This is a genomic window from Cupriavidus pauculus, from assembly GCF_002858765.1.
GTDB lineage: Bacteria > Pseudomonadota > Gammaproteobacteria > Burkholderiales > Burkholderiaceae > Cupriavidus > Cupriavidus pauculus_B.
In genome coordinates this window covers 343,903-356,635 of the sequence record NZ_PJRP01000004.1, presented here as the reverse complement: position 1 = coordinate 356,635, position 12,733 = coordinate 343,903, and the positions used below count along the sequence as shown (strand labels likewise).

At 63.1% G+C, this 12,733-nt stretch carries 9 protein-coding genes; 4 read left to right on the top strand and 5 right to left on the bottom strand.

The window, feature by feature from the left end:
• A partial coding sequence (locus tag CYJ10_RS12685; protein ID WP_374703258.1) for an RNA polymerase sigma factor region1.1 domain-containing protein occupies positions 1-1,150 on the bottom strand: 1,150 nt, incomplete at its 3' end.
• Between the two features lie 425 nt (positions 1,151-1,575).
• Here CYJ10_RS12685 and CYJ10_RS12680 point away from each other — a divergent pair.
• A complete protein-coding gene (locus tag CYJ10_RS12680; RefSeq protein ID WP_101681832.1) occupies positions 1,576-2,601 on the top strand; it encodes a patatin-like phospholipase family protein in 1,026 nt (341 codons plus the stop codon).
• On the opposite strand, the gene CYJ10_RS12675 is transcribed toward CYJ10_RS12680, so the two are convergent.
• On the bottom strand, positions 2,582-3,292 hold the full coding sequence (locus tag CYJ10_RS12675) for an HD domain-containing protein (protein ID WP_101681831.1): 711 nt from the start codon (positions 3,290-3,292) through the stop codon (positions 2,582-2,584). The genes CYJ10_RS12680 and CYJ10_RS12675 overlap by 20 nt on opposite strands.
• A 28-nt stretch (positions 3,293-3,320) precedes the next feature.
• A complete protein-coding gene (locus tag CYJ10_RS12670) occupies positions 3,321-6,812 on the bottom strand; it encodes an adenylate/guanylate cyclase domain-containing protein (protein WP_101681870.1) in 3,492 nt (1,163 codons plus the stop codon).
• A gap of 205 nt (positions 6,813-7,017) precedes the next feature.
• On the opposite strand from CYJ10_RS12670, the gene CYJ10_RS12665 reads away from it, so the two are divergent.
• Entirely contained in the window at positions 7,018-7,944 is a 927-nt protein-coding gene (locus CYJ10_RS12665) for an adenylate/guanylate cyclase domain-containing protein (RefSeq protein ID WP_257993282.1), read from the top strand.
• Between the two features lie 315 nt (positions 7,945-8,259).
• Here the strand turns inward: CYJ10_RS12665 and CYJ10_RS12660 are convergent, their stop codons facing one another.
• Complete coding sequence (locus CYJ10_RS12660; RefSeq protein ID WP_101681830.1) at positions 8,260-9,621, bottom strand: DUF3422 family protein; 1,362 nt, start codon at positions 9,619-9,621, stop codon at positions 8,260-8,262.
• Positions 9,622-9,784: 163 nt separating this feature from the next.
• Here CYJ10_RS12660 and CYJ10_RS12655 point away from each other — a divergent pair, with 163 nt between their 5' ends.
• Positions 9,785-10,642, top strand: coding sequence for a LysR family transcriptional regulator (locus tag CYJ10_RS12655; protein WP_101681829.1), 858 nt, complete (start codon positions 9,785-9,787; stop codon positions 10,640-10,642).
• Between the two features lie 168 nt (positions 10,643-10,810).
• A complete protein-coding gene (locus CYJ10_RS12650) occupies positions 10,811-11,548 on the top strand; it encodes a DNA alkylation repair protein (protein WP_101681828.1) in 738 nt (245 codons plus the stop codon).
• A 148-nt stretch (positions 11,549-11,696) separates the two neighbouring features.
• On the opposite strand, the gene CYJ10_RS12645 is transcribed toward CYJ10_RS12650, so the two are convergent.
• The gene (locus tag CYJ10_RS12645) at positions 11,697-12,491 is read right to left on the bottom strand and encodes a thioesterase family protein (RefSeq protein WP_101681827.1); all 795 of its coding nucleotides are present in this window, start codon (positions 12,489-12,491) and stop codon (positions 11,697-11,699) included.
• Positions 12,492-12,733: the final 242 nt, after the last annotated feature.

Here is a 12,733-nt window from a genome sequence, read left to right as displayed (position 1 = left end):
CAAATTGTTGCGACGTCGCCGCAGTGCGGTGCGTCCAATCCAGATCGGTTTCGTTGCCAGGAAAGGACTTGATAAAGGCCTCGCGCGGCATCCCGCAGCGTTCGACGGCAATGTCCAGAATGCTGCGTTCGAGGGTCCGTACCTCGGCCACCTGGTTGTGCACGCTGGCACACAGGCTGTCGATCATTTTGGCCGTGAAGCGGATTGGTGCCAGTTCGCGCTGGATGTCCTCGCGCATGCGCGCAATGGCGGCGGTGCGGGCCTGGCCCGTGACGGGGCCCTCGGGAAGCTGTTCGAACAGAGCGCGGACGCGTGCAAAAATTGCCAGGCTGTCGGTCGTAAGCTGTTCGAGGCGGGCAGCGTTCGCTTTTTCAGAATCCCCGCCGCCAGCGTCCTCGTCTTCATCGTCCGACGCCTCGTCGGCGTCGTCCGGGGTGTCGGTGTCCGCATCGTCGGCAACGGCCGCGGCGTCATCGGACATGTCACCATCGTCCGCGGCGTCGCCCTCCGCGGGTTCGGTAATGCCCTCGACTAGTTCGTCGATGCGCAGTTCACCGGCGACGATGCGGTCCACATCGGCCAGGATCATCGAGACGACCGACGGACACGCAGCGATGGCCTGGATCATGTCCTGCAGGCCGCTCTCGATGCGTTTGGCGACGGCGATCTCGCCGGCACGCGTCAGCAATTCGCTGCCGCCCATTTCGCGCATATACAGTCGAACGGGATCCGTGGTGCGACCAAACTCCGAATCGACGGTCGAGAGCGTTGCTTCCGCTTCTTCGTCAGACTGATCGTCGGAGGTCGTGGTAGCGGCATCGTTTAACAGGAGCGTCTCGGCGTCCGGTGCCTGCTCGTACACGGCCACGCCCATGTCGCTGAACGTGCTGACGATGATGTCCATGGCTGCCGGCGTCACGTTATCCGGCAGGTGGTCGTTGATATCCGCATGCGTGAGGTAACCGCGTTCACGGCCGAGCGTGATCAGTGCGCGCATCTGGCCCTGACGCTCTGCGTCCTGTCGGGCGATGGACGCCTTGTCCGACAGCGGGCCCGCAGCCTGGTTCTTGCCCGCGGGGCGGCGGCGGGAGGGCTTCGCGCCGGCCGGGGTCAAGCTGGAGGGTTCAAGGTCGCGATCCGGATGAGTCAATACGTGCTCCTGGGCAGATGGCCGACAATTGCCGCGGCCATAACACTGGCGTTGTGCCTACGGGTGCGGGTTCGGGTGCGGACCAATCGTGGAGGGCACACAGACCGGCACCTGGACTGTCGAGACTAGCCTCCCGCAGTCACCAGTGTGCGCAAAATTTTCGAATCGCGCATGATACTGGTTGCGGTGTTGCGGTGCAATATGTCCCGACGGGGTTCCCGCGGCGGTCAAGTGGGCACGATGAGCGCCAGCAGGCGGTACTTCTTCACTACACTTTCAGGATAGCGGCCATCGGGGTCAGTGGTCGGTGCAGCCCGCACAAGTGCTGTACAACATCCAAAACGCAAAACGCTGAACACAAAACGCAAAGCGGAGACGCCGCCGAAGGCGGGCGGTGGCACGCCGCTAGGGCGGGAGGGGCAGCAATGGACGGCAAGAACGCAAAGCCGGTAGCCCTGGCGTTGCAGGGCGGTGGTATGCATGGCGCCTTCACGTGGGGCGTCATCGACCGCCTGCTGGAGGATGGCCGACTCGCCATCGAGGGCGTGAGCGCCACGAGCGCTGGGGCCATGAACGCTGTCGTGCTGGCCAACGGGTTGCGGCGGGGTGGCGAGGCGGCCGCGCGTGAGGCCTTGCATACGTTCTGGCAGGCCATTGCCGAGTCGGCGCAGCGGTATAGTCCACTTCGATGGATTCCGTGGCTGAAGAACAGCCATAGTTTCGGGTTGAACTATTCGCCACTATATGCCGTGGCCGACATGGCACTGCGCGTGTTGTCCCCTTACCAGTTCAACCCTTACAACATGAACCCGCTGCGCGACGTGCTTGAGCAACAGGTGGATTTCGACGGGTTGCGCCAGGAATGTCCGATTCGATTGTTTTTGTGCGCGACGAACGTCGAGACCGGCAGGATTCGCCTCTTTTCCGGCGCGGATGTGTGTGTGGAGGCCGTGCTGGCTTCCGCCTGCCTGCCAACGCTTTTTCAGGCAGTGACGATCGATGGTGAGTATTACTGGGATGGCGGCTATGTCGGTAATCCAGCGATATTTCCGCTGATCTACGAATGCCAGACGCGGGACGTGGTGATCGTCCACATCAATCCAATCATTCGCCGGGGCGTGCCGACCACGGCTGCCGACATCCTCAATCGGCTCAATGAGGTCAGCTTCAATTCGTCGCTGATGCGCGAAATGCGCGCGATTGCGTTTGTGACAGCCCTGATCCAGCAGGGCCGCGTGGAAGGGAACGACATGAAGGAGATGTTGATCCACTCGATTCGTTCCGACGAGACCATGGCCGCGCTGCACGTGTCGAGCAAGTACAACGGGGACTGGTCCTTCCTGACTCAGTTGCGCGACCAGGGCCGGGCGCAGGCCGAAGCATGGCTTGCCCGGAACTATGAAAGCATTGGCCAGCGCTCGAGTATCGATATCAAGGCAGAGTTCCTCTGAGCGGCGATGACAGGCCCGGCGGTGACGGCTGGTCCAGACGCCAAGCCAGATTGCGCCGGGCGCGGGCTTCGTAGCGCGTGTGAAACGGCTCAGTCAGAAAGATGCGCGGGCGGGTGAGCAATGTACCGAGAAACGCCCGTTCGCCGCGGTCGTAGCTCATGGCATCGAGATCTGGGCGCTCCGCGCGCAGATGCACCGCATCGCCGCAGAACCATCTGCGCGGATAACCCAGCACCGCCAGGTCAATGTCGACAACAAAGCAGCCCGCAGTGTCCGACGGCGTGTGGGTATGCGACGTGTCGAGGATGAGGCGCGCAACGCGCTCGATCTCTGTCATGCCGTTCGCGCCCCCCTGTTTACCGTTGGTCTGGGCTTCAGCCCCAGCGCTTGACCATTGCCGGAGCCATTCCGCGCTGCGCGCTTCGTTGTCGGAGGCACCAGCGGTATAGACCACGTCATGACACCAGAGCGCCAACTCCACGGCCTCGGCGTCGCGGTCGGCGATTGCGCTGCGTGCCCAGTCCAGGTCGCGCAGGCAGCGGCGGACATGTTGCAGCGTGTGATAGTGCCGATCGGGTTCCGCATAGCGGTCGGCGAGCGCGGCATAGACCGCCTCGGCCTGCCTGCCGCCAGCGCGCGACCACAGCGCCAGGAACCGCGTGCGTAGCGCATTCGCTGTCTGGGGTGCCATGGCGGGCGGAGGGGGGGGTGCCATGTTGCTACGCGTGCGATAGATCGAGCAGGACTTTGCCTTGCTGCCAGTCGGTGAGATCGAAGCCCTCGGTGAAGCTGCTGTGGATCGGGGTCAAGACCTCTCGCGCCGCGTCCGGCTTGCCTTGTTTTTGCAACAACTGGGCCAGGCGCAGGGCGGCCTGCAGCGCCAGTGATTTGGCGCCCTGGTGGCGTGCCACCGCCACGGCCTGCCGGAACGAAGCCTCGGCTTCTGCTTCATGGTTGAGCAACTGGAGCATCATTTCCCCTCGCAGGCGGTGCAACATGGCTTCATCGATGTGCTCCCCCGTCTCTTGGACAAACTCCAGGGCTTCGGCGAGCGTTGCGAGGCCAACCTCAGGCTCTCCGGCCTTGCCGCAGGCTTCAGCCAGCATGGCCAGCAGATTCGGGCGGCCGAGCGACGCGCCGGTGGCGGCGTACGCGGCCAGGCCCTGGTGGATTTGGGCAACGCCATCTTGGGGGTGGCCAAGCATCGCCATCTCCCAGCCTTGCAGCACCGTCCCCCAGGCCAGGTAAATGGGAAACCCCTGTTCGCAGGCCACAGCGATCGCCGCGTTCGCATAGTCGCGGGTTTGTGGGGGCTCGCCGCGGCGCCGATGAACTTCTGCAGCAAATATCAGGCAGAGCGCGAGATTGACGGTGTCGGGTCGCTGACGCGCCATCGCGAGCGCCTCGTGGCAGCGGTCGCGTGCCTGGTCTGGCAAGCCCAGGTGCCACAGGATCCAGCCAAGCGTACTCGTGGCATGGACCGCCGGATCCCGGCCATATCCCATCATGTAGTCGTACTGCGGCGGCTCGGGTCGCTGCAGGGCCAACACCTGTTCCATGTGCGAACGCGCTTGCTCCAACTGGCCGAGCCGAAAGGCCGTCGCGCCGACAACGCGATGACCTTCTGCCAGCTGATTGGGATTTTGTGATCGTAACGCCATCCCGATGAGCCGTTTTGCCAGTGGGGACGAGACGTTGTATTGGGCCCGTAGCTGATAGAAGGCCCACAACCCAAGTTGTGCGGAAAAGAAGTACGTACTTTGCTCGCCCTGCTCGCACAAGGCCAGCGCCCGCCGGTAGGTGGCTTCAACCTCAGGGGAAGCCTGGCCACGGATGCCCATAAGGGTCGGCCCAAGCGTCAGCAACAGCGTGAGCTCCTGGCGGGCGCGCGCCGGCGTATCAGGCAAGCGTTTGAGCAAGTCGAGCGCCGTGTTGAGATGGTGGATGGCTTCAGGTTGGGCAGACCGTTGCAGCGCTTGCTGGGCCGAAGCGTGCAGATACTCGATCGCCTTGGGTGCATTGCCGCTGAGGCTGTAGTGATGGGCCAGTTCGCCACAGTGGTCTTTCAGTTGCTCCGGGAACAGGGTTTCGATCGCTTGGGCGGTGCGCTCGTGCAAGGCACTACGTCGCTCGATCAGCAATGAGTTGGCGGCAACCTCCTGCGTGAGGGCGTGCTTGAAGGCGTACTCGACCTCGGGAAAGGCGGGGCGCTCGTGGATGAAGTCTGCGGCCTGCAAGTCGGCGAGGAGCGGACGCAACTGGCGCTCGTCCGTGGCGCTCACGAGCCGGACCAGGCTCAGCGGGAATTCCTTGCCGATGATCGCGAGCGTTTGCAGGAGCGCCTTTTGGGGGAGGGGAAGCCTGTCGATCCGGGCGGCGAGGACGCCCTGGACTGTGGTCGGCATATGCAAGAGCCCCGGGGCCTGCGCGATGCGGTAGCCGCCGGCCTGGCCGAGCAGCGTGCCTTCCTCGACGAGCGTCTGCACCATCTCTTCCATGAAAAACGGGTTGCCTTCAGTCTTCTCCAGCACCAGGCGCTTGAGCGGCACGAGGCTACGGTCATCGCCTAGCAGCGCGGTGAGCAGTCCCTCGGCTTCCGCTGGGCCCAGCGGTTCCAGAGCCAGTTGGGTGTAGCAAGGCTGGGTGCCCCAGTCATGCACGTACTCCGGGCGGTAGTTAACCAGGAGCAGAATCTGCGCCGCCGGTACATGCTCGATGAGCAGATTGAGAAACGTCTCGGTTTCACCGTCCAGCCACTGAAGATCTTCGAAGAGCACCAGCAACGGTGCATTGACGCTTTCCCGGACCAGTAGGTACGCAATGGCTTCGAAGGTGCGCTGGCGACGCAGGACCGGATCCATGGTGGCCAGCGTCGCGTCCGGGTCGCTCGCACCGAGCAGATAGAGCAGGTAGGGGAGGTGCGGTTCCAGCGAACGGTCCAGCGTGAGCAGTCTGCCGGTCACCTTTTCACGGCAGCTGCGCTCGCTGTCCTGCGGGGTCATCTGGAAGTAGTTCTTCAAAAGCTCGATCAGGGGAAGATAGGCAAAGGCCTTGCCGTGCGAGACAGAGAAGGTCTCCAGCACCCGGCAGCCTTGTTGCGAGCGCGCCTTGAACTCATAGAAGAGGCGAGACTTTCCTACCCCGGCCTCGCCGCGCACGCTGACAATCTGCCCCTGCCCAGACCTGGCTCGTGTCAGGGCGTCGTTCAGGTGCTGCATCTCGACTTCGCGGCCGACGAACCGTGCCAGACCGCGGTGCGCCGCGATTTGCAGCCGCGTACGCATGGGGCCGAGCCCCTGGACCTCGTAGACCCCCAGCGGATCCCGGACGCCTTTGACCTGCGTGGTGCCAAGCGCCTTGAACTGGAAATATCCCTCGGCGAGCTTGTGTGTGGAGGGGCTCACCAGGATCGACGCGGGTGTAGCGATCCCCTCCATCCGGGACGCGATGTGGATCGTATGCCCCACCGGATCGTAGTCGGTATGCAGATTGTCTTTGCGGATCGAGCGCACGACCACCTCACCGGTGTGAATGCCGACTCGAATCTGCAACGGTATGCCTTGCTCGAGGCGTACGCGGTCGCTGTGGCGGCGCATCGCCTCCTGCATGCTGAGCGCGGCGTACAAGGCGCGCAGCGCATGGTCCTCATGGGCGATGGGTGCGCCGAACAACGCCAGGATGCCGTCACCCAGGAATTTGGCCACGTAACCTTCGTAGTGATGCACCGCTTCCATCATCAACGTGATCACCGGATCAATGAGGCGCCGCGCCTCTTCCGGGTCCAGATCCTGGATCAGTGCCGTGGAACCCGCCATGTCCGCAAAGAGCGCTGTGATGGTCTTGCGCTCGCCGCCAATGCCGCCTCTGGCCTCCATAGCCGCCTGCTCGGCAAGGATGCGCTGCGCCAAATGGGGTGGCGTGTAGTGAACCGGGGCGAGATCGCCGGTACTGTCAGCCTTGTCTCTCCCCGTGGCGGGGACCTCGACTGCGGCGCTGGCGGCAACGGTGTCGGGGGAATCTCTGGTATGGGCTGCGGTGGTTTGCGCGGTGGCCTGCGCGTTGGTCAGCGGGGTACCACAGGCCCGGCAGAATTTCGCGGTGGGGCTGGCGCTTTCGCCACAGTGCGGACATCGCCGTCCAAGCGGCGCCCCGCATGCCTCGCAAAACTTCGCGCCTGCAAGGTTATCGAAGTCGCATTCGGCGCAGTGCATATTGCCTCCCACCAGCATGCTCCGCATCCATTCATTAGACGCGGGATCCGCGTCGCGAGCAAGGCGACAGGCGTTTTTTGGTTGAGCTAGCTGAATCGCAGTGCCAAAATTCTCGTACAGGGTCGCATAGGTTGGCGCGGGCCCCTTGCGGCGCATAACGGCGCGGCATGGATGTCGAACGACGTGGACCAGAACGAGATCCGGCATGGACCAGGCGGGAATAGATCAACAAGCGCAAGGCGATGCCTCGTTGGGGTCGGTCATGTTTGCCGATGTCAGCGGGAGTACCCGGCTGTACGAACTGGCAGGCGACGCGGCGGCCCTCGCGGCGATCGGCCGCTGCTTCCGGGCGATGACGTCTTGTGCAGACGCCTGGCAGGGGCAGGTCATCAAGACCATCGGCGACGAGCTCATGCTCATGTTTCCCTCGGCAGACAAGGCGCTGCTCGCAGCCATTGACATGCAACTGGCCGTCTCGGAGCTGGCACCCGTTTCGGGGGTGGTGATGGCCGTCCATATCGGGCTGCACCATGGGCCGCTCCTGCGGGAGGCGTCGGGAGACGTGTTCGGCGACACGGTTAACCTGGCCGCTAGACTCACCACCCTGGCGTCGCGAGGGCAGGTCATCACCAGCAAGGAGACGGTGGGACAGTTGTCCACCAGTGTGCAACAGCGCACCCGCAGTCTCTATCCAATCCGGGTGCGCGGGCGGGATCAGCCCGTGGAACTGTTTGAAGCGATATGGCAAGAGGGGACTGACCTCACTCTGGTCGCCGGTCCGAGCCAGGGAATCGTCGCATGCGGCTTTCTCACGCTGCGCTATCGCGACACGTTGGTCGAAATGACCCCCGAGTCGGCGCCTGTAACCGTCGGGCGCGACGGTAGCATGACCATTGTCGTGTCGGATCGCCGCGCCTCGCGCTTCCAGGCCGTCGTCGAACCGCGCGCGGGGCGGTATGTGCTGGTCGACAGAAGCTCGAACGGCACCCATGTCAGCGTCGACGGTGAGGCGCCGTTCGTCCTGCGTCGTGACGAGGTGGCATTGCAGCGCCACGGGTGGTTGACATTTGGTGAGGCAGCCGGCGCCAGCGATGAGCGGGTCGAGTTTTTCCTGCAGACCGATCAGGATTGACTACTGGATGCCGATGGAGTGCTACGGCGCGCCCCCGCGCCGAGCACGGCCTTGCGTCAGTCGGCCATCAGTTGTAGCCCAGGACGGCAATAGACGAGATATCGGGTCGATCATTTGAGTTGTCAATCAACACCTCGGTCGGCGTCCGATGTGTTCTGGGAGACAGGGACAAGGGCGGGCGAAAGCCCGACGTCTGCGGGCGCACCGGGAAAGGGATAGTGCTGGCGAACGGATTGGTGGCGGTGCTGGTGGCGGCGCTGGCGGGGAATTGGGCAGTGAACATGATCTCAGGTGTGCCAAAGCGATTGGATGGTATTAGAGAATTTGGGTAGGTGCCGATTGAATGGCCGTTGCTCGGACGGCGCCGCCGGCATGGGATAATCGGCCGCCTTGGGCATGCCGCGTCCGGCTGCGCTTGGTAATGAAGAAGACGGCCAAAACCACCGGCGCGATCAGCAGCCCCTCTGCCAGTTCGGGCTCGATCGGCAGGTGCATGACGTGCAACGCCTTGAAGCCGGCCGCCGCAAGCGACAGGACGTAATAAGAGATGGCCGCCACGGACAGGCCCTCGACCGCGTGCTGCAGGTGCAGTTGATTGCGGGAGGTCTGATCCAGTCCGGCGAGCAATCGGGTGACGTCGCGCTCCTGGGTCAGATTGACCCGGGTGCGCAGCAAATCGACGGCGCGTGCAATGCGCGCGGCAAGCTGTTCATGCCGCATCCAGACGCTCTTGCATGTTTCCATCGCGGGCGCGAAGCGTCGCTCCATGAATTCGGAGATCATCGGCATGCCTTCGATCCGCTGCTCTCGTAACTCCTGAATGCGCGCCAGAACGAGCCGTTCATAGGCCCATGAGGCGCTGAAACGCCCGCCATGCTCCGCGAGGGACTCCACGCGCGCCGCCAAGTCCGTCAATTGGACCAGGAGTTCTGCGTCGTTGTCCCCTGCGCGTTGCGTGTTCATGTTACGCATGAGCGCTTGGAGCGCGGCATGGATCTCGTCAAGTTCACCGCCCATGCTTCGAGCAACCGGCAGGGCGAGCAGCGCCATCATCCGGTAGGTCTCAATCTCGTAAAGCCGTTGCAGGAGCCTGCCACCTTGCTCTTCCCGGAAGTCGTCATCAATGGCAAGTATGCGCATATGACCATCCGCACCAATACGCCAGTCGCTGAACACCTTGCCGCCATCCAGTACGCGGCTGCCGACGAGGGTAGGTCCTGCTAGCCAGTCCCGAAGATGGGCGCAGACGGCTTCGCCTGCGCCGGCCGATAGCAATTCCATGCGCAAGGCATGAAAGCGTATGCCGCCAAGCATTTCTAGCCATTGCGGCGGCACGCCCCGGATGGCGAGATCGTCGAAGTACGCTCGGTCGCTGCGCGGCGCAGCGAACGTGAACGTAGAGAATTCGGTGTGTCGCTCCCACTTCAGGTGCCATCCGAAGGCAGACTCTGCAGCGTAGTGCCGGGCGCCTGGCGTCGGCGACGCCATGCCAGTCTCGATGCATAGCGCGCGTAGCAGGCGCTCATGCACCGCTGGGTCGCTCTCGGTGTAGATGGCGTAGTGCGTGACCGAGGCGCTGCCAGTCAGGCGCAGGAATGGACGGGCGTGCAACTCCGCGGCCAGCGAGGCGCGCAGGGGATGATCGAGTAGGGTGGCCGGTTTGCCAGAAGTATCCATGCGGGTTGCGCTTGATGTTGAGCGAAAGCGTCGAACAAATGGGCGGAGCGGAAGGGCTGGGTCGCGTCTTCCTGTCCACGCATCCGTGCGAGCAATATCGCATGGGCATTTCGACAATAAAAACGCATAATATTGATCGTTACGTTCAGTTTTCCTGATACCTATGAAGTCGCTGGATCATGATGTGCTCGCCACCGTGGTCGCCATTGCAGAGACCGGCAACATGAGCCGGGCTGCGGAGGCGGTCAACCGCTCTCAGTCGGCCGTCAGCATGCAGATCAAGGCCCTGGAGGAATCCCTGGGTCGGCAACTTTTCGTGAGGCGGGCACGTAGTGTTGCGTTGACCCACGAGGGCGAGGTCCTGCTGGGGTTTGCCAGGCGGATGTTGTCGCTACGCGACGAAGCTTGGGCGGCGGTGGTGCGCCCCGAGGTGACCGGCAAAGTCGTCATCGGGGTCCCCGACGACTACGCGTCCTCGCTGTTGCCCTCGGTGCTGAAGAAATTCTCGGCTTCCTACCCGAAGGTAGAAATCCAGGTCATGGGGTTGCCGAGTAGTGCCCTGGGGCCGTTGGTCAAAGACGGAACGGTTGACCTGGCCTGCGGCACACGGGTCAAGGGGCTATCGGGTGATTTCTTGCGACACGAGCCGATGGCCTGGGCGGCCAAGGCGAACGGGCCAAAGATCTGGGAGGACCGGCCATTGCCGATCGCGGTGTTCATGCCGGGAAGTGTCGCCCGGGAAAACACCATCCGCAGCCTCGACCGTGCCAAGATTCCCCATCGGACGTCGTATGAAAGCCCGAGCTTGCTGGGGCTGTTGAGCATGGTGGATGCGGGCCTGGCGATTGCCGCGCTTGCTAAATGCGCCATTCCTGCGCACCTCACGCTTCTCGGGCGGTCGCACGGATTACCAGACTTGCCGCCCCTGGAGTTGATTCTGGCCCGAAGTACTAAGTCCAGGCGTCCCCCTTGCGATTTTCTTGCGGAGCAGATCTTCGAAGATCTTCAGTCTGGCGGGTGAGGGACGGCCGTCCAAACCGACCTTGGTGGCCTGCCGCCTCTGTCATAAACAAGAACGGGAAGGTATCCGTCGGAGGCGCGTAGTGCTCGAGGCTATCTCGAATTCGCTGGAAATGCTGGATGCGGCAGGCAATGCCACAGGGCGCCCGGTGTTTACTGGCTTTGACGGATGAAGGCGTCCCAACAAAACGATCTCATGCCAGCACGCACATCTGCCTCCTCTTCAACGGCCGCGCCGGCGGCGGCTGCGCTTCTGGCGGACCGTCTTCGCGCCCTGGCGAACGCGCAAGTCGCGGCATCGATGCGCGCCTACTTACGCGATCAGTTCCTTTTTCTTGGCCTGCCGGCACCCGTTCGTCGCGCGGCGGTACGAGACCTGATCTTGAGGCATCCCCGTGAAGCGGAAGCACTCATCGAGACCGCCGCTGCGCTGTGGGACCAACCAGAGCGGGAACTGCGATATACCGCCATCGACTTGCTTCGGCACCATCACAAGGCACTCGACGCCTCCCATCTCGACATGTTGCAGGGCTGGATGCGGCGGGATGCGTGGTGGGAAACGGTAGACAGCCTCAATGCCGTGATCGGGAAGATCGTCCTGAGCGACCGAAAACAGGGAGGCATCGCTCAAGCATCGATGGACCATTGGCTCGAGCATCCCGATTTTTGGGTCAGGCGCGCGGCAATGCTGCACCAACTTGGGTGGCGGACGGATACCGACCTGGACCGGTTGCGCCGATACGCGCTCCACCTCGCCCCCGAACAGGAGTTCTTTATCAGAAAGGCGATCGGCTGGGCGCTGCGCGACTACGCCCGTCAGGATCCGGTATGGGTCCAAACGTTCGTGAAGAAACACGCACGAACACTCTCGCCGCTTACGCAGCGAGAGGCCTGCCGGCGTCTGTAGGCCATCGTCCAACTAGTGTGGCTGAAGTGCTCTATAGTCCGCAATATGTCGCGATCAAGATGGCAAAACGCGCGCCCAGGCTAGGCGCGGGTCAGATGAATCGCGCCTCAGCGGCTGCCTGGAGGGCAGTGACGCGTGCGTATGCGTGCTATGCCCGCACGGGTTTGAAGATCAAGCCTTGCTGCGCCACGCCAATCGGCCCGTGCTCGTCATGCAATGTGGTCCGTGTGAGCCCGATCCCGTTCTGCTCCACGATTGTTGTAGATTCTGCTGCCACCCACTCGCCTTGGGGAAGGCGGTGCAGATAGACGGTCAGGTCGGCATTCGCAAACGCAAAGCGATTCAGGGGGACAGCCCAACTGATCCCGTTGCCGAAATCCGCTGCAGCTATGGCGCGCGATGCGGCAGAAATCGGGCCATCGTCAAGGAACGGCACCGCCACGCGGAACCATACGGCGGCCGGCCCAGGCTCGGTGACCGTTCCCGTTGCGACCCGACTCTCCATCGCCGTGTAGTGAAACGATGTTTGCGGGCGCATGCCCGGAATCAGAATAGGCGTGTGGCATGCGTCCGGTGGGGGGAGCGTGGCGGGCTGCGTCGTGGACTGGAGGTCGAGATCTTGCTGTCGAATGTAGACCGCCGTGCCTTGCAGAACAGGTACGTCCTCATGTAGCAATTCTAACCGCACGCGTCGAACGGACCCACCCGCCTGCGGCGTGACCACGGCGCGCAATGGTGCGACGGGAACGGGGCGGACGAACTCCAATGTGAGGCGCACCATCGCCCAGCCTGGCTCTTTCGCCATGGCGCGGTCGGCGAGCGTCGCGAGCAACCCACCTGGCGCACCACCATGCTGAGCGTCGGGATTCCACGGCCCGCGCGACAGCACGGTGGATTCCACGATGTCGCCGGACATCGTGAATATGCTCGAAGGAATGGACATCGGACTCCTCGTTACTTGGACGTTTTTGAAGCTTACCTGGCAGATGCGCCGGAGCGTCGGCGCGACAGCTAAAGCCGTGCTCGTATAGAGCGATCGAGTCGGTGGAGAGACGGAGGATCAGCTATTCGCCGTAACTTGTGCGTCGCCGTCCTTGTTGCGCGGCTATCGATGATAGGGCGGCCGATCTCATCGAGCAGTTCCACCTTCTTTTCGTCTGGTCCAGGAATGCCGTAAGACGCGTG

Bases quoted from the DNA above. Each gene is read 5' to 3' on its own strand.
- CYJ10_RS12680 (WP_101681832.1), top strand. From the start codon at position 1,576: ATGGACGGCAAGAACGCAAAGCCGGTAGCCCTGGCGTTGCAGGGCGGT.
- CYJ10_RS12675 (WP_101681831.1), bottom strand. From the start codon at position 3,292: ATGGCACCCCAGACAGCGAATGCGCTACGCACGCGGTTCCTGGCGCTG.
- CYJ10_RS12670 (WP_101681870.1), bottom strand. From the start codon at position 6,812: ATGCACTGCGCCGAATGCGACTTCGATAACCTTGCAGGCGCGAAGTTT.
- CYJ10_RS12665 (WP_257993282.1), top strand. From the start codon at position 7,018: ATGGACCAGGCGGGAATAGATCAACAAGCGCAAGGCGATGCCTCGTTG.
- CYJ10_RS12660 (WP_101681830.1), bottom strand. From the start codon at position 9,621: ATGGATACTTCTGGCAAACCGGCCACCCTACTCGATCATCCCCTGCGC.
- CYJ10_RS12655 (WP_101681829.1), top strand. From the start codon at position 9,785: ATGAAGTCGCTGGATCATGATGTGCTCGCCACCGTGGTCGCCATTGCA.
- CYJ10_RS12650 (WP_101681828.1), top strand. From the start codon at position 10,811: ATGAAGGCGTCCCAACAAAACGATCTCATGCCAGCACGCACATCTGCC.
- CYJ10_RS12645 (WP_101681827.1), bottom strand. From the start codon at position 12,491: ATGTCCATTCCTTCGAGCATATTCACGATGTCCGGCGACATCGTGGAA.